The sequence below is a fragment of the Methylobacter tundripaludum SV96 genome (genome assembly GCF_000190755.2).
Taxonomy (GTDB): Bacteria; Pseudomonadota; Gammaproteobacteria; order Methylococcales; family Methylomonadaceae; genus Methylobacter_A; species Methylobacter_A tundripaludum.
Genome location: NZ_JH109153.1, coordinates 478,497 through 503,963, shown reverse-complemented (window position 1 = coordinate 503,963; position 25,467 = coordinate 478,497). Strand labels below are relative to the sequence as shown.

Sequence of the window (25,467 nt, the reverse complement as noted above, 5' to 3'; positions counted from 1 at the left end):
GCGGGATTCTGGAATACTCACCATAGGCACAGGTATCTACAGAAGTACCGGCTCCTTCTCCCTTGAGGGAGAAGGTTGGGATGAGGGGGATATAAAGGGGTGTTTTTATTCTCCTCTCCCCAACCCTCTCGGCAACTGCTCCTGCGTTGCTCTACCTCCTGCATCCTCGCAGTCGTCCAACAGGAGAGGGGGCTAGGTCGACTTGCAATCCATTGTATTTATAATACAAAAAAGCTGTGTAGATACCTGTGTACCAAATGGGGTGGGCCGATGAAAGCCGTTCATGCTTCGACAAGCTCGGTACGAACGGCTTTCATCGGCTCCAACTGCGGTTTTAGGATCATGACTACGAGTCTTTAAAGGAAAATAGCTATGTTCGGACTATTGAAAGAAAGACGATTATTCGGTGACGCGTTTTGGGCGCTGTTTGGACAAGTGGCGTCTGCCATTGCGTTGTTGGCGGGCACCCGAGTCCTGACCGAGCTGGTAACGCCCGACATATACGGACAAGTTGCTTTGTTGAACGGTTTTGTGGCGCTGGGCGTTACCCTGTTTTCCTACCCTTTTATTTGCGCCGGCATGAGGATAGTGCCGGAGTGCCTGAATAAAGGGGAACGTGCCGCTTTATACGGCGTTGTGACAAGACTGACGGCGAAAGCAACGGCGTTGGCGATAGGCCTGCTGGTGCTGGGCGGCGTTACCTACAGCTATTTTTCGCATAGCGATGTTTGGTTGTTTATGCTGGTAGGCGTCCTTCTGGTCGTAACCGTCCGGCGCGAACTGGGCATTCAGTTGCTGATCGGCGAACGTAAACAGCGCGGCGCAAGTCTGTGGCAGACCAGCGACAGCATCCTGCGCCCCGTGTTGGCGATCTCGTTGGTGGTGTGGGGAGGCCAAAAGGCTGAGTGGGTGTTGCTGGGTTACATCGTGGCAAGCCTGGTCTCGAATACGGCTTGGTCGTTAATGTTGGGCGCTAAGCCTGACAAAAACAGACCGCTTATTATCACCCGTAATTTCAGGACTGAGGTGTGGGCCTACGCCTTGCCGCTAATCCCGATGGAATTGATATTCTGGGTTAACGGTTTGGGCGATCGCTATGTGATCGGCTATTTGATGACGGCTGCGGAGGTGGGTTTATATGCGGCGACTTACATGATCATCAATGAGGCGTTTAACCGCAGCGCAATGGTTTTGTTGCGCACCTTTCAGCCGGTTTATTTTCAGTACTGTTCCCAAAACCGGATCAAGGAAGGATTCAGGATCTTGTGGATATGGATAGGCTGCGTTGTTGCTTTGGGGATTGTCGGCGTGTCGCTATTGCTGGTTACCAAGGACTGGGTCGCATCGATGGTGCTCGCAAAATCCTATCATTCGGCGGTTGAGTTAATGCCTGCCATAGCGGTCGGCTGTGCGCTGCATGCTTTGGGAACCGTGGTGGCTCAACCGCTACTGGCTAATAAACGGACGCGGTTGTTATTGCTGGGGCGCGTATGCGGGGCGGTGACGGCGGCGATCAGCATTCCGCTGATGGTGAAAAATTACGGCTTGATCGGCGCTGCGCTGGCTAATCCGATTTATTTCGGCGTTGAGATGTTGGTTTTGGCAATACTGGCCAAACCCTGGCGGAATACCGGCGTCGAGGATAAAGCGGCAATAGAGCGGGTCGATGAGGAAGCGTCGGTTACGGCCTGACAGCGGTGTGGGTCGAGTTTGCTCTCGTTCCCACGTGCTGCGCTCGTCTTTATACATCAGTCTGTCGAAGAGCGTCATTTCGATATGAATGCTGGAATGGCGGACTCGGATGTAGGCCGGAATAAGGCCATCCAAGCGTGTAGCGCGAGGTGGCGTTTCCGGCGAGTTCGGGAGGTGTTTGCCGGAAAAGCTTCCGCTCCTGCTCACGCCCCTTACCTACATCCATGTAGGCAACGCCAGTTCTCGCTGTCACTCGAACCAAACAGGCGGAACGGGGTTTGCAACCCCGTCCGAAACGTTTGATTGATGAAGATATGGCCGTAGTTATCGAAAACGGTAGGGACGGGGGTGGCAACCCCCGTCCCGCTCGGGGGCCACGTAGCGCGTGGGAACTAGGGGTCGAGTAGGGCGCGCCCTACGGTTGTTAAGTGGAAAACAAGTCAACAGCTTATCAAAGCAAGAATAAAAGGGGGAATACCATGACGTATGCATCAGCGGCTTCAGGAATCTATGGCGATATTTTGCGCGAATGCGTGGCCTGTAGAGCCGAGAAAATAAGATATTGGGGGCAGAAAAACTTCCATTATACGGAAAGCGCCAAACACAAGGAGTTCCACATATACCGTTGCGAAAGCTGTGGAACCGGATTCTTGAACCGGCCTCCGCATGTGCAATGGCTGCAATCCATTTACCAATACTCGGGCCAGGCGCTGACTCAGGCGATAACGCTGGAGGATGTGCTGGCCAGAGAGGACGCGTTTCCCAACTGCAAGGTGGACGCCGAGCGCATGAGTCGGCAAGCCAACGGACTCAACAACTCGGGCAATGACCGGGCGCTCGATATTGGCTCGGGCTTTGGCTTTTACACGCAGGCGCTCAGAAAAGCGGGTTACCGGACGGTCAGCATCAATCCCGGCCAATACGAAAACGAAGTGTTCAGAAATCTGAACGGCGATGAGCCGCTTGCCGTGATGTTTGAAGATTACCAACCCTCCGAGCAGTTCGGCGTAGTGATGATGTCGCAGGTATTGGAACATCTGCTCGAACCGGATCAGGCGATAAGCAAGGTGTCCGGTCTGTTGGCGTCGGGCGGCGTTTTGGCTTGCGCCGTGCCTAATTACGATTCGTTTTTAGTCAAGCTGCTGGGCACCAGGGACAACGCCTGTTTATGGGTGCCGGAGCATGTCAATTACTTTACCGAGAACGGATTAAGAACCTTGGTGGAACGAAACGGCTTTCGTGTCGTCAAGGTGGAGCAAATAACCCGGATCCCGTTCAACGCGTTATCCAAACGGCTGCGACTGAAAGGAAGACCGGCTGCCGTTGTTGATCGCTTGATTAAGTATTTGCAAGCTCCGTTTGCCGGATTGATGCACACCTTCGGGCTGGGCATCTATATCAATTTATATGCGGTCAAGCAGTAAAAATGCGTTTTTTCACCACGAAGGCACGAACGACTGCATGGATGCAGGAGGTAGAGCAATGCAGGAGCTATTGCCGAGGACACGAAGTTTGTGTTTTTTCTTCGTGCTCTTCGTGCCTTCGTGGTGAATTAGTTACCCATAAATTTTAAATAAGTCATTATGTTAACTATTGCTATTTTGACCAAAAACGAGCAAGCCAATCTGCCGGGTTGTCTGGCTGCTATCCCCGAACGCTATCCGATTGTGATTGTGGACTCGGGAAGCACCGACGATACGGTCGCCATCGCCAATAGCCGGGGTTGCAGGGTTTATATAAATCCGTGGCCCGGCTTTGCCGAGCAACGCAACTTTGCGATCAGGCAATGCGATATAAGCACGCCCTGGATATTGTTCGTCGATGCCGACGAGATCTACCCGCAGTCATTTTACGACTGGTTTGAATCCGGTACGACAGACACCGATTCGATTGATGTGCTGATGGTGCCGTCGATACTTTATCTGCGCGGCAAGCGCTTAAACCATGCGCCCGGCTATCCCATTTATCACCCGAGACTGGTGCGCCGGGAAACGGCAAGCTTTGTCCGCAACCACACCGGGCATGGCGAAGCTGTGATTAATACCTGCCGGATCGGCTATTCCGCTATTCCCTATGAACACTATTTTTATCATGGCGAGATTATCGAATGGATGCATAAACATGTCGATAAGGCCGCGCAAGAGGTGCAGCTTAAGCCGACAACGGGTGCGGTGATGACCACGCGCGGACGGTTAAGCGTGTTATTGGGGCGATCCTGGATCAGGATTATTGCCCGTTTTTTATACCACTTCGTATTTCGGGGCGGTTTTTTGGACGGCGTTGCAGGGTTGGAATTTGCTCTCATGTTTACCTGGTATGAGGCAACGATCTATTTACAAGCAAAAGCCGGTATTCAGGCAAGGTGATTAATATGAAAGTTTCGTTGGTTTTAGCAACATTGGGAAGGGACTGGGAGCTGGCTGATTTTTTGAAGTCTCTGATGATCCAAACCTATAAAGACTTTGAGCTCATTATCATCGATCAAAACAAGGACGGTAAAATCGACGACATTGTCGAGTCGATCGATAGCTACCTTGATGTGAAGCATGTGAAAGTGGATTTTACCGGTAACGCCAGGGCCAGAGACTACGGCATAGGCTTGGCCGAGGGCAGAATCGTCGCGTTTCCCGATGACGATTGCGCCTATGACAAGGATGTCCTGAAAAAAGTGGTCACCGAGTTTAAAAGGCGACCAAACCTTTCCATCGTGGTGGCGGGTTCGTACGATTTTTCATCCAGCCGATTCAGCATCGGTGTTAACAGTCACAGTGCGCAGTATTTTTCACGCTTCAATATGATGGGGGTGGAGTTCACGCAGTTTTTCGATCGGAAAAAGATTGACGGCAAACAGTTCTACCTGGATCACGACTTCGGGATCGGTTCCAAATATTCCGGGGCGGAGGGATTTGAACTTTTGTATCGCTTGCTTCGGGCCGGCAGTGCTGCATTTTATACCCCGGAAATAAAGATTTATCACCCGGATAAAGATCACTACAAGCTGGGAACCGGAAGAATGCTGATGTATTCCACCGGGGTTGGGGCTTACATCAGGAAATTCGCCAATCAGCAGGATGTGTTCATTCTGTACTACATCGTTCGCAAGATGTTTGTCGCGCCCATCCTGAAAATGATGCTGGCCGTGGTTTTATTGAACCCGAGAAAGCTGGCTTATTCTTTTTATAACCTCGTCGGTATTTGGCGCGGGTTTCTGGCGTATGGAAGGTAAGTAAGGCGAAAGGCGAAAGGCGAAGGGCGAAGGGCTGGGGACACACGGTTACCTCTCGTTCCCACGCGCTGCGTGGGAATGCAGTCAAGGCGCGCTGCGCCGCGAGTCATGACCAACGTCTTGCGTATACGGGACGCAGCGCGTCCGGCACTACGTTCCCACGCAGCGCGTGGGAACGAGAGCAAGCGCTAAGGGTGTAGGGGCAGGGTACAAAACGGCAGACGGTCTTTTTTGCCCTTAGCCTTTCGCCTTGTTTATCCAATTTATTCAGAGAATGTTTTTCAGGAGAAATATTATGAATGTAGGTATCGTTACCACACATATCCCCCCGGCTAAAGGTTACGGCGGGGTGTCCGTCACCGCCGGCGTTTTAACCAAAGCCTGGGCGGAACGCGGTCATAAGATGGTGTTGATCGCATCCGACGAGTCGATTGCGGGACGACTGAGATCTGAGCAGGTATGTCTTGGCGAACAGGTGGATGTCAGGCTGTATCGCTGCTATGGCTTCAGGCGCTGGGGTTTTGGACTGGGCGCTATTCCCGAACTGTTTAAATTATGCCTGCAAGCGCCGGTGGTCTATATCCACGGCATCGCAACCTGGCCGTCTACGCTGGCGGCTGTTTTTTGCACGCTGTTGCGTCGTCCGTTCATGGTCGCCGTGCATGGCGGATTGATGCCTGAGCATGTCGATTTGATACGGCGGGAAAAACCGCACAAATGGCTGTTCTATAAATGCTTGACCTTTCCAACCTTGCGCCGGGCCGTTGCCGTGCATTGCACCAGCGACACCGAGGCCGAAGGCGTACGCAACGTGCTCGGCGAAGATGCCCGCATCCTGCTGGTTCCGAACGGCATCGACAGTCGAGACATTAAAGTAGCCGAGTATCCTGCCGGGAAAGGCATGAAGCTTTGCTTTCTGGGACATATTCAACAGGAAAAAGGCATCAACGCCTTTATCAGGGCATGGTTGAAAGTTCGGAACCCTGAGGATCGGTTGGTGATCGCAGGCCGTAGCGTCGACGGCGCTTATTTTGAAGAATTCCAGGCGCTGGTCGAACAGGCCCAAGGGGCTATCAGTTACAGCGGTTACCTGGAACGCGGCGAAGTCATGGACTTGTTAGCCTCCAGCCATTTTTTGGTGTTGCCTTCAGGGCTGGAAGAAGCGGGCGGCATGCGCGAGAACTTCGGCAATGTGGTGGCCGAAGCCATGGCCGCAGGACGCCCGGTGATGGTCGCCAAAGGCTTGGCATGGGATCATCTGGAATCGTTCGGGGCCGGTTTCGTTTTCGATAGAACCGAGGCTTCGGTGTGCGACGTGCTGCGTAAAGCGCAATCTCTGGAGTGTTTGGACTGGGAACAGATGTCGTGGTATGGCCGAGAATATGTCGAACAACAGCTCGATCCCATTAAACTGGGGGAGCGAGTCTGGCAGGTGTTGAAAAGGCCTGATCAAGCCAAGCTGCCGCAACCGCTGGTCGGGGGAGCCTCGCATGACTAAGGTCGGCCTTATCGTACCCACGCTAAACGCCGGTAGCCTGTGGGAGTCGTGGCTCAAAGCCTTCGAACAACAGACCCGGAAACCGGATTACCTGTTGGTGATCGACTCTTCGTCCAGCGACGACACCGTCGCCTTGGCGCGCGCCCACGGCTTTGAGGTGCAGGTGATTTCCAAGTCGGAGTTTAATCACGGCGGCACTCGCCAGTCCGGCGTGAACAGGCTGCCTTCGGCGGATATTATCGTGTTCCTGACGCAGGATGCCTTATTGGCCAAAGCCGATGCCATCGAACGGTTGTTGGCGGAGTTTGATGATGAGCGGGTCGGTGCTGCTTATGGACGCCAGCTTCCGCATCGGAACGCCGGGCCGATTGCCGCCCACGCCCGGCTATTCAATTATCCGGCCGAAAGCCAGTTGCGCGGCATGGAAGATCGAGCGCGCTTCGGCATCAAAACGGTGTTCATATCCAATTCTTTTGCCGCCTATCGGCGGAATGCACTGATGCAGGTAAGCGGCTTCCCCGTCGATACCATCATGAACGAGGACACCTATGTGGCCGGAAAGATGCTGGCATCCGGCTGGAAAATCGCTTACTGCGCCGATGCCCAAGTGTTCCATTCGCATGACTACGGTTTCCTGGACGAATTTAAGCGCTACTTCGACATCGGCGTTTTCCATACGCATACTGCGTGGCTGCAACAGACATTCGGCGGCGCGTCCGGCGAGGGCTTACGCTTTGTTATTTCGGAAATGCGCTACCTGATGAAACACGCCCCCTGGCTGATTCCCTCCGCAGGGTTGCGGACCGGCTTGAAATGGCTCGGATTCAAGCTGGGCGCATTACATAGGGGATTGCCGCAAGCTATGCTCAGACGCTTTAGCCTGCATAAAACCTACTGGCTTCGCGCTTTGCCGTAAACCTCTCCGGTTACTCAATTTTTGCAGAATTTAGGTGTTACAATCTGTGAAATTCAAATTTAATACATAATGGATTAATTCGTATGACGAAACCTATTAAAACTGTTCTTGTGGTCGGCGGCGCCGGTTATATCGGCTCCCATATGGTCTGGCTGCTCGGCCGGAAAGGCGTCGATGTGGTTACGCTCGACAATCTTTCCAGCGGACACCGCGACGCGGTGCTGCATGGTCAATTCGTCCATGGCGATATTGCCGATCGGCTGATACTCGACAAAGTGTTTCGGGAGCACAAGTTCGATGCCGTCATGCACTTTGCGTCGTTCATCCAGGTGGGCGAATCGATGCAAGATCCCGCCAAGTATTACCAGAACAACGTCGTCAACACCCTCAACCTGCTCAACGCGATGCGCAGTCATGGCGTCGATAAATTCATTTTCTCATCGACCGCCGCCATCTTCGGCGAGCCGGAATACACGCCTATCGATGAAGCGCATCCCAAGCAGCCTATTAATCCCTACGGCTGGAGCAAACTGATGGTTGAGCAGGCCTTAGCCGATTACGATCGCGCTTACGGCCTCAAATCGGTTTGCCTGCGCTACTTCAATGCCGCCGGGGCGCATCCCGACGGCTTGCTGGGCGAGCGGCACGACCCCGAAACCCACCTGATCCCGCTGGTGCTGCAAGCCGCCTCCGGCCGCCGCCCGCACATTACCGTTTTCGGACGCGATTACGATACCCCGGACGGCACCTGCATCCGCGATTACATCCATATCCTCGACTTGGCCGAGGCGCACTGGCTGGCTCTGCAACATTTGCAGTCGGCAGGAGAATCCGCCGCATTCAACCTGGGCAACGGCAACGGCTATTCGGTCGAGAGCGTTATTCAGGCGGCCAAGCGGGTCACCGGCAAGACCATCACTGTGCAGGAAGGCCAACGCCGCGAAGGCGACCCCGCCCGTCTAGTGGCCAATGCCGATAAAATAAAGCAGCAATTGGGCTGGGAGCCCGCTTATGCGAGCCTGGATGCCATAGTCGAGCACGCTTGGCAATGGGAATACAACCACGCGTCCGGATTCGCCGGAACGAAAACCGCTTAACTATCGGCCATTTATAATCAATCCCAGTCTTCCTCACTTAATTTCGGTTTTGGAGACCTTGCAAAAAACGCCAAACCCGGCGTGAGCTGTTTTTAGCGGAGATGGGGCGGGTCGCGTCTTGCCTCCGCTATGAGTATAAATATCCCGGCACTGGCGAAAAATGATTTAATCAGCGCTTCCCTAGGTATTTTACGATATACCAATCGCTCATTATTTGACTTAGTGTGTAATCCTGATATTTTCGCCAGACGGGAGGTGTTGACACTATGGCAACTAGAGAACTGACCAAGCAAGCCTTCAGGCTTTACGACAACATTAGAGCTCAAAGTTATAGAGCATCAGCATGTTCAGAGGATGGGGTGCGGTTATATTTCCTGGGACGTAAAGCTTTTTACAGATATAAACGTCGTCTGAAAGCCGAATAAGGCGATGAACGGATGCTCAGTCATAGGTTTATTAGATTAAATTTCAATAATGAAGTGGGGCGCTAAAGCCGTTTCTTGTGGTATTAGCGGCTCAAATACTAACAAACATTCGAGCGAACAAATAAATGGGATGAAAAGAAAATTGATTAAAGAGGCTTGTAAGTTATACGACAAGATTAACGACAAGATTATGGATGAGGGAAATAAGCTATACAGCTGCATAAACTTTAAGGAACGTCTCTGTCGACTTGCAATTCGAGCCCATAAAAGATACATGCGGCGGCGAGGGGGCGTTCTTGTCGATGAGCGGGGGAAGCATTCGTAAGTGTGTCAAACAAACATACGGCGCTATCCGCTCATGATGACTGCTAGTGGCTCGCTCTTGCCAACATACGCTTTATTAAAATCTGTGCAATCCCTGTCTTGAATAGCCAAGAAACCGATCTGTTAATATTTTTTCGGACATATAGTTAAGGGGATTTGGCGTTCATAGCGCGTGTTCCTTTGGTCGGCTATATTTGTTTATTCGGGGATTTTTGATCAATGAAAAGCGGGCGGCGTTGATTTATAGCTTACTACGGTCGGTTGCCCAAGTCGCCAGCCGCTGCGTCATGACGTAAAGCACCGGTACGAACGGTATTGCCAACAGCGTCGAAGACAGCATGCCGCCGAAAACCACCGTACCGATAGCCTGTTGGCTGGCCGCGCCCGCTCCCGAGGCGCCGAGCAAAGGCACGACGCCCAGAATGAAAGCGAACGAGGTCATGACGATGGGCCGGAATCGCCGCCGGGTGGCCTCCACCGCAGCTTCCGTCACGGACATCCCTTCGGCTTGCAGTTGCCGGGCGAATTCGACGATAAGAATGGCATTCTTGCAAGCCAGGCCGATCATCAGGATCAGTCCGACCTGCGTATAAAGATTATTGTCGAATCCCCGCATCATCAGGGCCAGCAGGACGCCCACCAGGGCCATCGGAACGACCAGCACCACGGCCAGGGGACTGGTCCAGCTTTCGTACAAAGCCGCCAGTACCATGAATACCAAGGTGATCGAAAGAGCGTAAATGAAGTAGGCTTGGTTACCCACCTGCTTTTCCTGGAAGGACGTTGCCGTCCAGTCGAAGCTCATCCCCTTGGGCAGGACATTATTGGCTAATTGTTCCATCAGATTCAGGGCTTGTCCGGAGCTGAATCCCGGAGCGGCAGCGCCGTATATTTGCGCCGCAGGGTAAAGGTTGTAACGCATCACCAGCTCGGGGCCGACAGTGCGCTTCACCTGCAACAAGGTACCTAACGGCACCATTTCGCCCTGCTCATTTCGCACATAAAGGTTCTTGATGTCTTCCGGCTGTAAACGGAAGGGCGCATCGGCCTGAACATAAACCTGGAAGACCTGGTTGAACTTGTTAAACAGATTGACAAAGGACGAGCCCAGATAGGTCTGCAACGTGGAAAACACGTTGTTTAAGGGAATATTTAGCGACTCCACCTTGGTTCTGTCAATATCCAGGAAAAGCTGCGGGCTGCGCGCATTGAAAGTCGAGATTAAATTCTGCAAGCCGGACTGGGAGTTGCCCGCGCGGATGACTTCGTTGACTGCTTTTTGCAACTCGGCAAGGCCCAGACTTTGACGATCCTCGACCATCAACTGGAAACCGCCGCCTTGGCCCAGTCCGCGAATCGGAGGGGGGACCAGCACAAGGGACCCGGATTCCTCCAAAGGCGTTAGATCGCGGCGCAGGTTGGCGGTAATCGCGTCCTGGCTCAGATCCGCTCCCCGCTTGCTCCAATCGTCAAAAACAATAAAGGTGGTGACGATGTTGGAGACGTTCGCGCCGTCCAGTATAGACAATCCGCCGATGGTCACCCAAGCTTCCACGCCTTGGGTTTTATGAAGAATCTCATTCAGTGATTGGGTCACGGCGGTCACGCGCGGCTGCGAGGACGCGTCCGGAAGTTGGGTGATCACCATCGCATAGCCCTGGTCTTCGGTGGGTAAGAATCCCGTGGGATGATAGGCAAACCTCCACGCGCTGAGGACGATTATCAGCATGTACAGCAAAACCATCGCAACGGCCCGTTGTACCATCCAGGTAACCAAGCGCACGTAAGCACGTTCGAGGAAACCATAAGCCTTGTTAAAGCCGCGGAAGAACCAATTGACTTGCTTGTCTTGAACCGGGCGCAGCCACAGAGCACACTGGGTCGGCTTAAGTGTCAGCGCATTGATCGCGCTGATGATGGCCGTGGACGCAATGACCAAAGCGAACTGGCGGAACAGCTGCCCGGTGATCCCCGGAAGAAAGGCGGCCGGTAGAAACACCGAAGTCAACACCAAAGTAATACCCATGATCGGCCCGGTGATTTCCTGCATCGCTTTGATTGTTGCTTCTTTGGGGGCCAGGCCTTGCTCGATATGATACGAGGCGTTTTCGACGATAACAATGGCATCGTCCACGACAATACCGATCGCCAGAATCAGCGCGAACAGGGTCAACAGGTTGATGCCGAAGCCAAGCATGGACATCGCCGCAAAGGAACCGATCAGGGTGACCGGGATGGTCGTCGCCGGTACCAGCGTAGCCCGCCAATTCTGTAAAAAGACCACGACGACGATGAGCACCAGTAGGCCGGCCTCGAACAGCGTAATGTAAACATCGTGTATCGCGCTACGGACAAACTTCGTGGTGTCGTAGTGAATTTCGTATTTCAGGCCGGGCGGAAAATCCTTGCTCATGGTCGCCATGGCCTTTTTAACCTCTTCCGCTACGCTAAGCGCGTTGGCGCCGGGCAAGGTAAACACCGGCATCACCGTCGCCTTGTGGCCGCTCGACTCGGAAAAGTTGCTGTAGCTTTGGCGGCTAAGCTCGACGCGGGCGACATCGCGAATCCGCACGATTTGCGCCGACTCGCTGCGGGTGCTTTTGATAACGATATTCTCGAATTGCCCCACATCAGCCAAGCGGCCCATCGCGTTGACGGTGAATTGAAAGGTCTGGTTCGCAGGGATCGGAGGGCCGCCCAATTGCCCTGCGACCACTTGCAGGTTTTGACTCTGGATGGCGTTGACCACATCCTGCGTCGTTAAGTTTAAATAACGAAGCTTTTCCGGATTCAACCAGACCCTCATGCTGTAAGGCCCGGCCCCGCGCACCGCGATTTGGCCCACACCGGGCAAGCGCGCCAGCGGGTTCTGCAAATTGATCACGGCGTAGTTGGAAAGAAATGTGTCGTCAAACCGGTCGTCTTCCGAATACAGCCCTACCACCAACAAGATGTCCGTGGAAACCTTTTTTACATTGACGCCCTGGGGTTGAACCGAATCGGGAAGTTGCGGCAAAGCGCTGTTGACCAGGTTCTGCACCAGCGCCGTGGAGGTATTAAGATCGGTTCCCACGTTAAAGGTGATCGTTAAGGTGTAACTGCCGTCGCTGGCGCTGGTCGACAGCATATACAGAGAATTCTCCACGCCGTTGACCGCCTGCTCGATGGGGATGCCCACCGTATTCGCAACCACTTCGGCGCTGGCCCCCGGATAGCGTGCAGTCACCTGAATGGTCGGCGGCACAATGGGCGGATATTGCGCCACGGGCAGGTTCATAAAACAAACCAGGCCCAGAATGACGGTGATAATCGCGATGACGTTGGCGAAAATCGGTCTTTCAATGAAATATTGGGAGATCATGGCGTTTGCTTCTCCAACTCGGCCGGAGCGGAAGAAACGTCCCCGTTGCTCTCGGTCTTAGTCAGGGGTTTTCGTATCGGCTTCACCGTATTTCCCGGAATTGCGCGCAGGAGACCCGTCACAATGACCCAGTCTTGAGCGCCGAGTCCTTCTTCGATCACCCTCCCATCGTCAGCCTGGATGCCAAGCTTGACCGGGCGACGCTCAACGACGTTGTTGTCGTCCACTACCAGCAGGTATGAGCCCAGCTGGTCATAGCCAATGGCCGCTTCCGGTATCAGTAACGCCATTTTTTCCGAGTTGACCACGAGCACCCGCACCCGAGCGAACAGCCCCGGCAAGATCCTGCCGTCGGCATTGGGATAACTGGCGCGCAACAGCAATGTGCCGGTCGTCGGTGTTATGGAAATCGCCGTGAAATCGAGGTATCCCTGATGGGGATAGCCTTTTTCGCCGGACAGCGCGAGCGAAGCCGGTATTTTCATTTGTTCGGCCTCGCCCGGTCCGACGTTGGTCTGTTTGATAACTCTCAGCAGCTCCGTCTCGTTGATGGTGAAGTAGACGTAGATGGGATCTATCTGGTTGATCTGGGCCAACGGGGTAAATTCACCGGCACCCACGAGGTTGCCGGGGTCCTTGAGCCGACGGTCAATACGTCCGTCAAAAGGCGCGACAACCTTGGTGTAGTCCAGATCCAATTTAGCCAGATCGCGATTCGCCTCGGCGGCCACCACTGCGGCCCTCGCGTTATCGCGCTCGAACCGCCAATTGTCCACATCCGTCTGGGCCGCCGCATGTTGCCGCACCAAGCCGCCGAACCGGTCCAATTCGGTTTGCGCGTGGTTGAGGCTGGCCTGTTGCTGAAGCACTTGAGCCTTAGCCTGTTTCAATCGGGCCAGATAAGTGTCCTGTTGAATCAGGAACAGCGGCTGGCCTTTCTTTACGCTATCGCCGTCGTGAAAGAAAACCTTTTCCAGATAGCCTTGCACGCGTGCGACGAGCTGGACTGAATTGAAAGCCTGGGTGTTTCCGGTAAATTCCAGGTATTCGCTAACCCGCTGATGAACGGGCCGGCTAACCGTGACCTGTGGGGGAGGGGGCGGTACGTAGGTATTCTTGTCTTCGCAACCGGCGCCAATGATCATTGCCATCCACAGCAACTTCGCAATGTGCCGGGCTGGTTCCCAAGCTCCAGCTTGGGAACCCAGGGGGCGAAGCTCTCGGCAACCGCTCCTGCGTTGCTCTACCTCCTGCATCCATGCAAGTCGTAGCTTCGCGAGACGGGAAGCTAGAGCTTCCAGCACCGAATTCCCAAGCTGGAGCTTGGGAACTAGCAAATTAGCAGACTTCACAATGTCGTGCCTGATCATAGCTTTCGCTCCATCCTCACCATCGCGGCCAACTGACGCCCGATGGTGTCTCGGCATCCGGCGATGGCTGGGCGGCAGGCGTCAATAAGCCGCCCCAATCGGTACGTTTTGCCATCTGTTCCTTGACCGAATCAGGCACGACGTCCTTACTATCTCGAACCTGCCACCCGCCGCCCAAGGCGCGATACACACCGACCAGATTGTTGGAAATATCCCCCAAGGTATTGGCTAGGCTATCTTGTTCGCTTAACAGCGCCTGCTGAGCCGTCAGCACGGTGGTGAAATCGGTGATCCCCTGCCGGTACTGCAATGTCGCCAGATCGAGCGAGCGCTGGGCCGCTGCGGTGCTTTCTCCCAACGATTGGGCGCGTTCCTGGGAACGTAGAAATGCCACCAGGTTGTCTTCCACTTCCCGCTGAGCGCTGAGCACAGTGTTTTGATAACTGATTAATAAGCCCTGTAGCCGTGCGTCCTGCACCCGCACCTGGTTGGTGATTTGTCCGTAGTTGAAGATGTTCCATTGCAGCGCCGGACCAAAGTTGGCGGTTCGGCTTTTCCAGAGAAAAACATCGCCCAGAGCAAACGAGCCGACATCGCTGGACAGCAAGCCAAAAGTGCCGGTGAGCGAGAGAGCGGGATACAGAGCGGCCTTGGTCACGCCGATGCTGGCGGATTGGGCGGCTGCCTGCCATTCGGCATGGCGGACGTCGGGCCGACGCCGCAGCAGTTCGGCGGGTATGCCTACGGCTACCTGCACGGGCGGCGCGGGGATCTGCGCGGTTCCAGCCAATAAACCGCTGATCCGGCCGGGAGCCGCACCCAGCAGAACGCTGAGAGCATTCTGTTGCTGCCGCAGCCCGATCTCCAGTGTCGGGATAGAGGCCTGCGTATTAGCCAGCACGGTCCTGGCCTGTTCGACATCCCGCTCGGAGGTTGTGCCTCCGTTATAGCGGATTTTCGCAATGTTCAGGCTTTCCTTTTGGGTATCGACATTCTGCCGCGCAATGCTCAAGCGTTTTTCCAGCGTTCGGATAGTGATATACGCATGCGCCACGTCGGCGGTGAGACTGACCAGCGCGTTGTTGTAATCGGCCACCGCAGCCTGAAATCCGGCGTCCGCCGATTCGATGGCGCGGCGGAACTTGCCCCAGAAATCGATTTCCCAACTGGCGGTCAATCCCAGCTGCGTCTGGGCGTAATCGAATATCTTGGAAAAAGCCGCCTGCGAGGCACGCTCACTGAGGTGTACTTTGCTCAGCGAACCGGTTAATTGCTGATTTTGCGGATAGATATTACCGATGGCGATTCCCAGCTGGGCGCGGGCTTCGAGAACCCGCACTCCGGCTATGCGTATGTTGAGATTTTCGAGGTAGGCGCGATCGATTAGCTGATTCAGAACCGGGTCGTTGAATGATTTCCACCAAGTTTGATCGTTGGCGGAAGTCGTATTAAGCCGCCGGTCCTCGGCTTCCAGCCATTGAGTAGCCGTTTCGGTAGCAGGACGAACATAGTCGGGCCCGACCATACAGCTGGAGAGCAACAGAAAAGCCAATGACCAAACCGGGTAAAACCCAGAGAGTTTAACGGCCCATTGCATCATTAACTCCTAAGCGTGTCGGTTCGCGCTCGCAGTTCGGGATTCCAGTCGCAATGGATTTTGTTTTGCTTGCGTCTGGCGTGTTAACACAACCTATCGAATCACGCTGCCCAGTGGCGTATCTGCGTCCTCGCAGTATTTGCTGGCCTTTTCGTATTGCGACTCAAGAGAACTTATAAACATCCATAATGGAGTATCTCTTGTTTGCGAACCCTGATAAATCCGCATAACTACTTACAAACCATAGTTTTTACAAGTAGTTTACGAGTAGACGACTCCGGCGGTCGCTGAAACCCGATTGCCGATACCGATTGAGCAATTTGAGGTGTTACCGAAGCGGGACGACCCTGTTTGACTTCTTTTCAGATCAATGAAAATGCTGGATTGCCGAACTTTGAAATGATGTGAGTATAATGAGCAAAAATCAAAGTTAAATTCATATGCCTAAAGATAACCGCAAGCCGGGTTCTTCATTTTCAGCTGCGAACCCATCGGTTCGATCTTATGCTTGGCTGCTTCAAATTGTGGGAGTGGCTGCCGCCTACTTTGTCACCGGCAAACTCGGTACTTTTTTAGCGATTCCTCCAGGATATGCAACGGCCATCTGGCCGCCTTCAGGCATCGCCTTGGCGGGCATTCTGATCTACGGATACCGCGCCTGGCCGGGTATCCTGCTAGGGTCTTTTCTGGTTAACCTCTCGGCCACATTAATTAACGGTTCTCCTTCGGAAACGCTCACTTCAGTCGTTACTACCCTGGCTATCGGCGGCGGTGCAAGCTTGCAAGCCGTCGTAGGCGCTTATTTAGTCAGGCGCTTTGCCGGTTTTCCCAACTCGCTGACCCGAGAAAAAGAAGTCTTTTTGTTCTTGCTTTTTGGCGGACTCTTAAGCGCTCTGGTCAATTCGACGATCGCAGTCTCGACGCTAGTGGCTACCGGGCGGATTCCGGCGGCAAATTTCCAGGCTAATTGGGGAACTTGGTGGATGGGGGATGCCTTGGGGATATTTATCTTTACCCCGCTTGTTTTGGTCTGGGCGCAACATCCTGGCGAACTTTGGCGTAACAGACGCATGGCGATAACCGTTCCAATTATCGCAATGTTTGTGTTGACAACGGTCGCCGTTTTTTATGAGGCAAAAAATAACAATGAGCGGCTAAAGTTTGAGTTCGATCAACAGGCTGCGGAGCTGAGCGTCGCATTGGAAAAGTCGATTTTGACGCACTTAAACGTACTTCGTTCGCTCGGAAGTTTCTACTCGGCTTCGACAACGGTGGATAGGGACGAATTCCGAACCTTCGTTGCTCATTCGTTAGATAATTTTCAGGGGATTCAGGCGCTGGGATGGAATCCCGTCATTCTGTCATCCGAACGGGATGCATTCGAGCATAGCGTAAGGCGCGAAGGCTACCCAAATTTCCGGATCACCGAGTGGGATGTCGATGAACAGCTGGTGCGCGCGGGGAATCGCCCCGAATATGCCCCGGTCGGTTTTGTCGAACCCTACAAGGAAAACGAAGTCGCGTTAGGTTACGACGTGTATTCCGATGAGTCGCGGCGCGAGGCCGCCGATCGGGCGAGAGATACCGGAGAAATCGCCACGACTGCCAGGGTTAAATTAGTTCAGGAACGCGGCAATCAGTATGGGCTTATCGCGTTTATGCCTCTTTACCGCAAAGGCTTTCCGCATCAGACTTTGGAAGAGCGGCGCAATAATATTGCAGGTTATATGGTGGCGGTATTCAGGGGCGGGGACATTGTGACTGCGGCGCTCAAAGACCTGAATCGGGAAAGACTGTCCTACCGGCTTATTGACGAGGGAGCTCCGGCTGGAGAGCAGTTGATTTTTTCCAGCGATCGGAAACAACTAAAGCCGCTGGTCCTGCAAGAAAACGGACTTTTCGGAACACACTTTTCTCTTGTGAGCCGTTTAGTCATGCCGGTCGGAGGTCGATCATGGCGGTTTGAGGTCGTTCCTACACAGGATTATTTTGCCTATCATCGCTCGAATAACGCATGGCTGATTTTGTCGGTCGGCCTGTTACTGACCAGCATGGGTAGCGCATTTGCGATGGTATTTTCCGGTCGCGGCAGCGTGCTCCGGCAGTTGGTAGATGAACGCACGGCTGCGTTGGCGCAAAGCGAGGAACGTTTTCGTTCTACTTTCGAGGATGCTCCGGTCGGTGTCGTTAATGTATCGCTGGAGGGTCGCTTTTTAGCCGTTAATCAAGGGTTCTGCGATCTGGTCGGTTACAGCCGTAATGAGCTTCTGACCATGACCTTCATGCAATTGACGCATCCCGATTATCGCCGGCACGATGCCGATAAGATACGGCAAACCCTGGCGGGTGAAATTTCCGGATTCAATGTGGAGAAAAAATATGTGCGCAAGGACGGCGGATTCGTCTGGGGCAATTTATCGGCGAAGCTGATCCGTCATCCTGATGGCTCACCGGGTTACTTTGTTGCGGTTATCGAGAATATTGACCGTCGTAAGCTGGCGGAAGCGACGCTGAAGGAAAACGAGGTCTTCAAGCAAGCCATCCTGAATTCCGTCGATGCCGAAATAGCCGTGCTGGACCACGATGGCGTTATCCTGGCGGTCAACGAACCCTGGCGGCGTTTTGCGTTGGAAAATGGTATCGAGTCCTCCGGCATGCGGGCATCGAACGCTGACGTCGGCGCCAATTACCTAACGGTCTGCGAGATGCCGGGTAGCGATTCTTCGGCGGATGGCGCCCTGGAAGCCTACCACGGCATTCGGGCGGTGCTGGACGGCCGCTTGCCCAGCTTCAGTCTGGAATACCCATGCCATTCGCCGCAGCAACAACGCTGGTTCAGTATGAGCGTCACGCCTATGGGAGATACGGCGCAGGGTAGTGCGGTGATCACGCACATGAATATCACCGTCCGTAAGCAGGCGGAGGAGCAGTTGCGCATTGCCGCGATCGCATTCGAATGCCGGGAAGGCATCGTGGTGATGGATGCAAATCTGAAAGTTTTGCGGGTCAATCGGGCTTTCACCCAGATTACAGGCTACTCGCAACAGGAGGTTCAGGGCAAAACAACCGCGACTTTCAGATCGGACAGGCCCCCGGCTTCCTTTTATGACACGGTCTGGAGTGAAGTCAGGAGCACGGGGATATGGCAAGGCGAATCGTGGCAGCGCCATAAAAAAGGCGAGGATTACCCGGCGCAGGTGATGATTACGGCGGTCAGGGATGAGGCCGGGCAGGTCACTCATTACGTAGGCAATATCACCGATGCCACCAACAGCAAGTTGCATGAGCAGCAGCGTCTGCTCAACGAGGCCGCGCACCGCAACATACTGGTGCGGGAAGTGCATCACCGCATCAAGAATAATCTGCAAGGCATTACCGGCATACTGAGCCAATTTGCCCAGACACACCCCGAGATGAGCGACCCCATCAATCAGGCTATCTGCCAAGTGCAGAGCATCTCGGTCATTCACGGATTACAAGGCCGTGCCGTCACATCGTTGGTGCGGGTCTGCGAACTGACTGCCGCTATAGCCGCAGGAATTGAATCGATATGGCAAAAGCCGGTTACCGTCGAAATTCCGGATGTTTGGGCGCGTTATATCGTTTCCGAAGCGGAAGCGGTACCTTTGGCGCTGGTATTGAATGAGCTGATTTGGAATGCGATCAAGCATGGCGGGGTGGAAGGGCAGGTCAGCATCAGGGTCAGTCATGAGCCGCACCCGGACTCGATTCGATTGACGATCCGCAATACCGGCCTGATCCCGGTCGGGTTCGGGTTGGAGGATACAACCGCCTTCGGCACCGGATTACAGCTGGTCGCATCGTTATTGCCGCGAGCAGGCGCCCGACTGGCTTGGGCACAACAAGGCGACATTGTCGTCACCACGCTGGGCTTGGATGAGCCCGTTATTCAACCGGAATCGCTCACATGAACTCTACTATCAACAGCAAACATACTCTTTTACTGGTCGACGACGAACGCCTGGTGTTGGCAACGCTGGCCCAAGGCCTGTCCAAGGCCGGTTATGCCGTCAGCACCGCAGAATCCGTGGACGAGGCTGAAGCCTTACTGGCGAGTGGAGAGAGGCCGGACCTGGTTATTCTCGATGTCAGCATGCCGGGCAGGAGCGGACTGGAACTGGCGGAGCGGCTGCATTCATTCGACCATATCCCCTTCCTGCTGTTGACCGCTTACAGCGATCAGGCGATCGTTGAGCAGGCCGCCGCATGCGGTGCGCTGGGCTATCTGGTGAAACCGGTCGATACAAGACAGCTGGTGCCGGCTATTGAAGCTGCCCTGGCCCGTGCCGCAGAGCTTCGCAGCTTGCGGATGACCGGACAGCAGTTGCAAAACGCCCTTGATGGCGAGCGTGAAATCAGTATTGCCGTCGGTATCACCATGGTGCAATACCGGCTCGGCCGCAAGGCGGCCTTTGAGCTGTTGCGCAAAACCGCACGCAGCCAGAGCCGAAGACTGGCGGAACTGGCGATAGACGTTATCAAGGCGAGCGAAGCCCTGAATCTTGGCAGGTAGGTTAAATTCCTTTTGATTTTAGACTGTATGTAGGTTATAACTTACATAATTATTTCGGTTTGCCTCTGCCCCCGGCGCCGAATATTTGAGGCCCAGAACACGCCTCGTTAAGCTACCCGTAGATTTTTTCATAAGCGGGAATTGACGAAAAATGCCCAAAAGGCAGGAGACGCGCGTGTTCAGGCAGCTTGCAATTCGCTTTACAGGTCAAAATTCCCCCTCTCTGTTTGACTATCTGGCGTTTTACCGCTTGATTGCAGCGACTCTGCGCCTATTGTTCGGCGTCATCTGCATCCCGCTGAGGCAGAAGGCATGATTAAACAAGTCCTCAAGTTCCCCGGCGGAAATAAATGCCGCAGCAGGCTTCAGTATCAACTGGACGCCGAAGCCGTTCCTGTCTCCGTTCTTGCCGTTGCGCCGATCACGTCGGCCTATTGCTTCATTTCTTTCGCATTCGCTTATTTTGTCTGGTCCCGTAAGGTGCTGAAATCCCGTTGGATTTATTTGCCGCACGCTACGTTCATTTCCGCATTGAGGCACAGTCCATTGACTAGCCGGGGCACCGACGCAAGATATATTAAAAAATCACTCATTCTCTATGTCAGTTTGATTGAAAGTTTATCGATTAATTCTTACCAAAAAAGAAATCCATTATGAAAATCAATATTCCTGTAACCGATGTGGCGTATAACCTCGCAGAGCATGATTCTCTTGTTTCCAAGACCGATCTAAGGGGAATGATTACCTACATTAATGAAGATTTTCTCAGGGTTAGCGGGTTTTCCAAGCAAGAACTGATCGGCAAGCCGCACAATATAGTGCGCCACCCCGACATGCCGCCTGAAGCGTTCGAGGATATGTGGCAATCGCTAAAAGCAGGTCGCCCGTGGAGGGGAATAGTTAAAAACCGCTGCAAAAACGGCGGCTATTATTGGGCTGTTGCCAATGCCGCGCCCATTTACGAAAACAATCATCTGATCGGCTATATGTCGGTGCGCAGTAAACCCGTTTATGAGCAAATCCAAGCGGCAAGCGCCGCCTACAAACGATTCCGCGAAGGCAATGCGGACAATCTGGAAATCCGGGATGGCAAAGTCGTAAAAGCAACTTTTTTTGTGGAAATTTAATGTCTTCAAGAATTCCACGATCAAAAGCTGCTTAATCAATGTTATCGGGCTGTTGCGCGTATTGATGGCGCGGGTAAGGCTAATAACGGCCCAGGTCCGGTGTATGAGTATCCGCACATTGCCGATGAAACTTTGCGCATCGGAATCGGCTTGGATAGCGTCAGTACCGGTGTGATGATCAGCGTTAAGGTTGTGCTAAAACAGGCAAAATGCTTTTTGCAATTTGAGGAAGATTTAATACAGTCGGTTCAGTTTGACGCCGGTTGCGGAAAAGCCGGAAAATCGCTATGCGGCTCGATAGCCGGTAGCCCGAAATCAGTTAATGTGCGAGGATAATCGAAGTCCAATATTTTTCATGGAGTGCTTATGAACGCTAACGACTTTTTGATTTCCGCTTGCGGGGTACGGATGCCCCGGATTATTTACGGTACGGCCTGGAAGAAAGAGCGCACGGCGGCGCTGGTAGAACAGGCCATCGGGCTGGGTTTTCGCGGCATTGATACCGCCTGCCAGCCCAAGCATTACAATGAAGCGGGTGTCGGCGACGGCGTGGCCGCCTGTCTGCATCGCGGGATAGATCGCAGTGAGCTTTATCTGCAAAGCAAGTTCACGTCGATGAGCGGTCAGGACCCGGCGCGAGTGCCTTATGATCCCAACGCCGGCCTCAGCGAGCAGGTCGCGCAATCATTCCAGGCCTCGCTGAAAAATCTGCAAACCACTTACCTGGATTGTCTGGTGCTGCATTCGCCGCTGGCAAACCGGCTGCATACCATGGAAGTGTGGCAGGCAATGGAGCGGATCTTTCACGACGGCGGCGTCAAACAGCTGGGGATCAGCAATTGTTACGATATCCAACAGTTTGAGCTTTTGTATCGAGATGCCACGATCAAACCGGCGGTTATCCAGAACCGGTTTTATGCCGAGACCGGGTACGACCGAGCCATCCGCGATTTTTGCCGGGAACATCGGATAATTTATCAAAGCTTCTGGACGCTGAGCGCCAATCCCAATGTCTTGGCGCATCCGACACTGCAAGCGCCGGCGGCGAAATACCGCTGTCATGCCGCGCAAATATTTTTCCGTTACTTGAGTCAAATCGACATTATTCCGTTAACCGGGACTACATCGGAAAGCCACATGCGGGAAGACTTGGCGATCTTCGATTTTGAACTGACCGTCGACGAGTGCGATGCGGTTGAGGCGTTGCTTTGGTGATGGCGCTATCGATTTCCAAGGCCGACAATCAGGATGCCGAGCAGATTGCGGCTCTGGTTAACTCGGCTTATCGCGGCGAATCCAGTCAACAAGGTTGGACCACGGAAGCCGATTTGCTGGCCGGGCGCAGAACCGAGACCGAAGAAATCCTGCGCTTAATCGCAACTGACGATTCGATGTTTCTGCTGTGTAAAGACGGAGCGGAACTGGTCGGTTCGGTGCATTTGCAGAAACAGGCCGATATGGTTTTCCTCGGTATGCTGGCAGTGCGTCCGTCGTTACAGGGAAGGGGCGTAGGCAAGCAATTGCTGCTTGCAGCAGAGCTGGCCGCGCTGGAAAGCTGGGGTGTCAGTAAATCGGTTATGACCGTCATTGCATGCAGGAATGAGCTGATCGCATTTTATCAACGGCGCGGTTACCGGCGCACCGGGGTAAGCAAGGCGTTTCCGGTCAATCCTGAGTTGTGGACGCCTAAAGTTGCGGATTTGCGCTTGGATATATTGGAAAAAGTCTTGTCGGCGAATTGATCGGATTTTAAGGCGCAACTTTAAAACACCATGAGCATGTCAGCATGTCAGCATGCCCGCTAAAAACTATTGCGTGTAGCCATGATATAATGGCCGGCCTAAATTAAGGCCGATCAATGACTGAGAAAAATAATCAAACCATGGAACTACACCCGCTTTGCACTTACTTCCCACGGATGTCCGATGCCGAGTTCGATTCGCTTAAAGATAATCTGCTGAATAACGGACAAACACACCCTATTTATTCCCTTGACGGCATGATTCTGGATGGTGGCAATCGCTATCGTGCGCTATGTGAGCTGGGTATTGCCCCGGTCATTATTGAGTACACCGGCTCTAACCCGACGCAATTTATCTTGTCGTCGAATTTACATCGTCGGCACTTAACGCAAGGCCAGTCTGCGGCTATCGTTTCGGCCTCTCAAAGTTGGGTAAATGCTCAGGCAGCGGGTAATCCCCAGTTACGCGATGCTGCTCAATTAGACACCGCCACCGCCAGGGCTAAGCAATCCGGAGTAGGGCACCGCACCCAGCAGTTAGCGGATAAACTGGTTAAGGAAGCACCGGCAGAGTTGGTAAAGGAAGTCATAGACGGCAAAAAAAGCCTGAATAAAGCCATTAAAGAGATCACGCCGCCAAAGTTTGTAGTCCCAAAGCCTGAACCGGTTCAGGCTGTCGAGCAGGAAGCTGAGGAAGACCACGAAGCTCAGTTGAGCGGCATTATTGACGAACAACAAGGTGCGATAAAAGCGTTGGAAGCTGATAACGATGTCATGCTGAAAGTGTTTGAGTCGGACGATAGGGTTTTGGCTTCGATCGAAGAAGTTAAGAAATTAACCGAACTGAACCGGGTTTTAAACGAGCGCATCAATGCTTTGATGGATGAAAAGAATGAAGCGGTTAAGACCGCTGAACACTGGAAAGATCAGTTCTTGAAACTTGAAGCCGAGCTTAAGGAATTACAAAATATTTGATTGCGGCCGGGTCATCGCGTCTCGCAAACAAGTGCATGAAAAATCATGATTGATAACCTTCCAACTCAAGAGAACCGCCAATAATGTTCACCTTACCTTCCACATGGAACCTGGTTATATCCACCCTTGTGTTCTTCATCGCCGCCCGGTATCTCCACCGTTATCTTGAGGTGCAGGGCATACCCAAGGGCATGACCCGCGGCATGCTGGTGTTTTCGCTTGCCTCCTTGGTGTCGTGGGGATCGGGAGAGATGGTGGACTGGACCCAGGAAAAAATAGAGGGGCCGCAGCCGCAAGTGGCGGAAACCTCTGATGATATGTCGCAATTGCTGAAAGTGCTCGGTCAGGCGCAATCCACAGCGGAATTAAAGGGGCCAAGCTCGAACTAAACGTTCTGAGTGCTTCATCAGTGGATTGGGCAGTTTCTTTTAAAAGCAGCTGCCATAATCCAATAACAACTCATCGCATCCAAAGAATATTCTTGGATAGTCTATGCGTATCAATAGCTTCAAGCTGTATTCAAAAAATACACTGATTGTCAGCAAGCGGGCGCATGCTGCCCAAACGCTTAAACGGCTGTTTGGCGAACATCGCCAAACAGCCGTTGTCCACCAGACAATCGGCAGCAATAGCATCAAATGCACGTCATCCCAGCTGGATACGGTAAATAGTCCGGCTTTTGCCAGCGTATCCGCTGTATACAAACAAGCGTTCAGGATTAGAAAAAAAGGCCAGAACGCCCACTTTAGGGGCGCACTGCCGTTCCATGCGGCAAACAGATAGTTGTCCGAGGATTGCTTCTGCAAACTTTCCCCGCCAAACAGCGAACTTACAAACAGAACGATAAACAAGGCCATAAAAATAATCAGCAAATCCAGCGGACTTGCCAGACCAATATGAGTGAAAAATAACGGTAACGAATAAATGAACATGTGGGCCTGCCTGTTGAAGAAAATAACGGATCAATGCTTTCAGCTGTTTTGCAGCACAAGCAAACGATTGTTGGCGGGCATGGCCATATCGTTTAATAAGCTAAAGCCCCTGGATGTCGATAAAGCCATGATGTCTTCAAAGTTTCTAATGCCGCTTGAGCTATTTCGGCTTTTAAGCCATTGATCGAAAGAGGCATTGCTGTCGCTGGTATAAGCGCCGTTATAGTTGAACGGACCGTAAATACAAATAAACGCTTTGGGACTCAGGTGTTTAGTCAGACGATCAAAGAATATTTGTAGCTCATCCCAGCTCATGATGTGCAGCGTATTGGCGGTAAATAATGCGTCGATAGCGCTGCATGGCCACACCGCATCGGTGACATCCAGCGATAATGGCGGTTTCAAATTGGCTAATTTTGCTTGTTCCTGCCATAAACGGATGCCGGGAATATTTTCGCTTCTATCGGTAGGCTGCCATTCAAGATGCGGGAGATGCGCGGAAAAATAACAGGCGTGTTGACCGGTGCCGCTGCCGATTTCCCAAACGGTTGTCGGCCGGCAAAAAGTCGTTCTGATAACCTGCAAAATGGGATCTTTATTGTTTTCACAGGCCTGAGAAAAAGGTTTATGGGGCATGAGTTTGAGGGATTGA

At 53.2% G+C, this 25,467-nt stretch carries 21 protein-coding genes; 16 read left to right on the top strand and 5 right to left on the bottom strand.

Annotated elements, in window-relative coordinates; all coding sequences use genetic code 11:
- The first annotated feature begins 372 nt into the window (after positions 1-372).
- The 7 genes from METTU_RS15335 to galE all read left to right on the top strand — a co-directional run bounded on the left by METTU_RS15335 (position 373) and on the right by galE (position 8,429).
- Complete coding sequence (locus tag METTU_RS15335) at positions 373-1,692, top strand: lipopolysaccharide biosynthesis protein (RefSeq protein WP_006892685.1); 1,320 nt, start codon at positions 373-375, stop codon at positions 1,690-1,692.
- A gap of 479 nt (positions 1,693-2,171) precedes the next feature.
- Entirely contained in the window at positions 2,172-3,116 is a 945-nt protein-coding gene (locus METTU_RS15330) for a class I SAM-dependent methyltransferase (RefSeq protein WP_006892683.1), read from the top strand.
- A gap of 159 nt (positions 3,117-3,275) precedes the next feature.
- Positions 3,276-4,058 (top strand): glycosyltransferase family 2 protein, encoded by a 783-nt coding sequence (locus METTU_RS15325; protein ID WP_006892681.1) that lies wholly within the window; start codon positions 3,276-3,278, stop codon positions 4,056-4,058.
- 5 nt (positions 4,059-4,063) lie between these two features.
- Entirely contained in the window at positions 4,064-4,918 is an 855-nt protein-coding gene (locus tag METTU_RS15320) for a glycosyltransferase family 2 protein (RefSeq protein ID WP_006892679.1), read from the top strand.
- Positions 4,919-5,213: 295 nt separating this feature from the next.
- Positions 5,214-6,416 (top strand): glycosyltransferase family 4 protein, encoded by a 1,203-nt coding sequence (locus METTU_RS15315; RefSeq protein WP_006892677.1) that lies wholly within the window; start codon positions 5,214-5,216, stop codon positions 6,414-6,416.
- Positions 6,409-7,332 (top strand): glycosyltransferase family 2 protein, encoded by a 924-nt coding sequence (locus METTU_RS15310; RefSeq protein ID WP_006892675.1) that lies wholly within the window; start codon positions 6,409-6,411, stop codon positions 7,330-7,332. The genes METTU_RS15315 and METTU_RS15310 overlap by 8 nt, the downstream gene beginning before the upstream one ends.
- An 83-nt stretch (positions 7,333-7,415) precedes the next feature.
- On the top strand, positions 7,416-8,429 hold the full coding sequence (gene galE / locus METTU_RS15305; RefSeq protein WP_006892673.1) for a UDP-glucose 4-epimerase GalE: 1,014 nt from the start codon (positions 7,416-7,418) through the stop codon (positions 8,427-8,429).
- A 990-nt stretch (positions 8,430-9,419) separates the two neighbouring features.
- Here the strand turns inward: galE and METTU_RS15295 are convergent.
- From METTU_RS15295 to METTU_RS15285, 3 genes are all read right to left on the bottom strand, one after another.
- Positions 9,420-12,539: an efflux RND transporter permease subunit gene (locus METTU_RS15295; protein WP_006892669.1), complete on the bottom strand. Its 3,120-nt coding sequence runs from the start codon at positions 12,537-12,539 to the stop codon at positions 9,420-9,422.
- Entirely contained in the window at positions 12,536-13,684 is a 1,149-nt protein-coding gene (locus METTU_RS15290) for an efflux RND transporter periplasmic adaptor subunit (protein ID WP_254257985.1), read from the bottom strand. Before METTU_RS15290 ends, METTU_RS15295 begins: the two co-directional genes overlap by 4 nt.
- A 241-nt stretch (positions 13,685-13,925) precedes the next feature.
- Positions 13,926-15,509: an efflux transporter outer membrane subunit gene (locus METTU_RS15285; protein ID WP_254257983.1), complete on the bottom strand. Its 1,584-nt coding sequence runs from the start codon at positions 15,507-15,509 to the stop codon at positions 13,926-13,928.
- Positions 15,510-15,946: 437 nt separating this feature from the next.
- Here METTU_RS15285 and METTU_RS21875 point away from each other — a divergent pair, with 437 nt between their 5' ends.
- The 9 genes from METTU_RS21875 (at position 15,947) to METTU_RS15240 (ending at position 24,272) form a co-directional block, all read left to right on the top strand.
- Complete coding sequence (locus METTU_RS21875; protein WP_006892664.1) at positions 15,947-19,438, top strand: CHASE domain-containing protein; 3,492 nt, start codon at positions 15,947-15,949, stop codon at positions 19,436-19,438.
- Positions 19,435-20,040 carry an ANTAR domain-containing response regulator gene (locus METTU_RS15275; RefSeq protein ID WP_006892662.1) on the top strand — a complete coding sequence of 202 codons (606 nt, stop codon included), beginning with the start codon at positions 19,435-19,437 and terminating at the stop codon, positions 20,038-20,040. The genes METTU_RS21875 and METTU_RS15275 overlap by 4 nt, the downstream gene beginning before the upstream one ends.
- A gap of 312 nt (positions 20,041-20,352) precedes the next feature.
- The gene (locus tag METTU_RS15270) at positions 20,353-20,697 is read left to right on the top strand and encodes a hypothetical protein (RefSeq protein WP_006892658.1); all 345 of its coding nucleotides are present in this window, start codon (positions 20,353-20,355) and stop codon (positions 20,695-20,697) included.
- Positions 20,694-21,167 carry a PAS domain-containing protein gene (locus METTU_RS15265; protein WP_006892656.1) on the top strand — a complete coding sequence of 158 codons (474 nt, stop codon included), beginning with the start codon at positions 20,694-20,696 and terminating at the stop codon, positions 21,165-21,167. The genes METTU_RS15270 and METTU_RS15265 overlap by 4 nt, the downstream gene beginning before the upstream one ends.
- Positions 21,168-21,266: 99 nt before the next feature.
- Positions 21,267-21,503, top strand: coding sequence for a hypothetical protein (locus METTU_RS15260; RefSeq protein ID WP_040580885.1), 237 nt, complete (start codon positions 21,267-21,269; stop codon positions 21,501-21,503).
- A 30-nt stretch (positions 21,504-21,533) separates the two neighbouring features.
- Entirely contained in the window at positions 21,534-22,382 is an 849-nt protein-coding gene (locus tag METTU_RS15255) for an aldo/keto reductase family protein (RefSeq protein WP_006892655.1), read from the top strand.
- Positions 22,382-22,909 (top strand): GNAT family N-acetyltransferase, encoded by a 528-nt coding sequence (locus METTU_RS15250; protein ID WP_040580882.1) that lies wholly within the window; start codon positions 22,382-22,384, stop codon positions 22,907-22,909. The genes METTU_RS15255 and METTU_RS15250 overlap by 1 nt, the downstream gene beginning before the upstream one ends.
- A gap of 116 nt (positions 22,910-23,025) precedes the next feature.
- On the top strand, positions 23,026-23,883 hold the full coding sequence (locus METTU_RS15245) for a ParB N-terminal domain-containing protein (protein WP_006892653.1): 858 nt from the start codon (positions 23,026-23,028) through the stop codon (positions 23,881-23,883).
- 83 nt (positions 23,884-23,966) lie between these two features.
- Entirely contained in the window at positions 23,967-24,272 is a 306-nt protein-coding gene (locus tag METTU_RS15240; RefSeq protein ID WP_006892652.1) for a hypothetical protein, read from the top strand.
- 39 nt (positions 24,273-24,311) lie between these two features.
- Here METTU_RS15240 and METTU_RS15235 read toward each other — a convergent pair whose 3' ends face one another.
- Together METTU_RS15235 and METTU_RS15230 are read right to left on the bottom strand one after the other, a co-directional pair.
- Entirely contained in the window at positions 24,312-24,815 is a 504-nt protein-coding gene (locus METTU_RS15235) for a hypothetical protein (protein WP_006892651.1), read from the bottom strand.
- Positions 24,816-24,854: 39 nt separating this feature from the next.
- On the bottom strand, positions 24,855-25,451 hold the full coding sequence (locus METTU_RS15230; protein ID WP_006892650.1) for a DUF938 domain-containing protein: 597 nt from the start codon (positions 25,449-25,451) through the stop codon (positions 24,855-24,857).
- Between the last annotated feature and the right edge of the window lie 16 nt (positions 25,452-25,467).

Bases quoted from the DNA above. Each gene is read 5' to 3' on its own strand.
- METTU_RS15335 (WP_006892685.1), top strand. From the start codon at position 373: ATGTTCGGACTATTGAAAGAAAGACGATTATTCGGTGACGCGTTTTGG.
- METTU_RS15330 (WP_006892683.1), top strand. From the start codon at position 2,172: ATGACGTATGCATCAGCGGCTTCAGGAATCTATGGCGATATTTTGCGC.
- METTU_RS15325 (WP_006892681.1), top strand. From the start codon at position 3,276: ATGTTAACTATTGCTATTTTGACCAAAAACGAGCAAGCCAATCTGCCG.
- METTU_RS15320 (WP_006892679.1), top strand. From the start codon at position 4,064: ATGAAAGTTTCGTTGGTTTTAGCAACATTGGGAAGGGACTGGGAGCTG.
- METTU_RS15315 (WP_006892677.1), top strand. From the start codon at position 5,214: ATGAATGTAGGTATCGTTACCACACATATCCCCCCGGCTAAAGGTTAC.
- METTU_RS15310 (WP_006892675.1), top strand. From the start codon at position 6,409: ATGACTAAGGTCGGCCTTATCGTACCCACGCTAAACGCCGGTAGCCTG.
- galE (WP_006892673.1), top strand. From the start codon at position 7,416: ATGACGAAACCTATTAAAACTGTTCTTGTGGTCGGCGGCGCCGGTTAT.
- METTU_RS15295 (WP_006892669.1), bottom strand. From the start codon at position 12,539: ATGATCTCCCAATATTTCATTGAAAGACCGATTTTCGCCAACGTCATC.
- METTU_RS15290 (WP_254257985.1), bottom strand. From the start codon at position 13,684: ATGATCATTGGCGCCGGTTGCGAAGACAAGAATACCTACGTACCGCCC.
- METTU_RS15285 (WP_254257983.1), bottom strand. From the start codon at position 15,509: ATGATGCAATGGGCCGTTAAACTCTCTGGGTTTTACCCGGTTTGGTCA.
- METTU_RS21875 (WP_006892664.1), top strand. From the start codon at position 15,947: ATGCCTAAAGATAACCGCAAGCCGGGTTCTTCATTTTCAGCTGCGAAC.
- METTU_RS15275 (WP_006892662.1), top strand. From the start codon at position 19,435: ATGAACTCTACTATCAACAGCAAACATACTCTTTTACTGGTCGACGAC.
- METTU_RS15270 (WP_006892658.1), top strand. From the start codon at position 20,353: ATGATTAAACAAGTCCTCAAGTTCCCCGGCGGAAATAAATGCCGCAGC.
- METTU_RS15265 (WP_006892656.1), top strand. From the start codon at position 20,694: ATGAAAATCAATATTCCTGTAACCGATGTGGCGTATAACCTCGCAGAG.
- METTU_RS15255 (WP_006892655.1), top strand. From the start codon at position 21,534: ATGAACGCTAACGACTTTTTGATTTCCGCTTGCGGGGTACGGATGCCC.
- METTU_RS15250 (WP_040580882.1), top strand. From the start codon at position 22,382: ATGGCGCTATCGATTTCCAAGGCCGACAATCAGGATGCCGAGCAGATT.
- METTU_RS15245 (WP_006892653.1), top strand. From the start codon at position 23,026: ATGACTGAGAAAAATAATCAAACCATGGAACTACACCCGCTTTGCACT.
- METTU_RS15240 (WP_006892652.1), top strand. From the start codon at position 23,967: ATGTTCACCTTACCTTCCACATGGAACCTGGTTATATCCACCCTTGTG.
- METTU_RS15235 (WP_006892651.1), bottom strand. From the start codon at position 24,815: ATGTTCATTTATTCGTTACCGTTATTTTTCACTCATATTGGTCTGGCA.
- METTU_RS15230 (WP_006892650.1), bottom strand. From the start codon at position 25,451: ATGCCCCATAAACCTTTTTCTCAGGCCTGTGAAAACAATAAAGATCCC.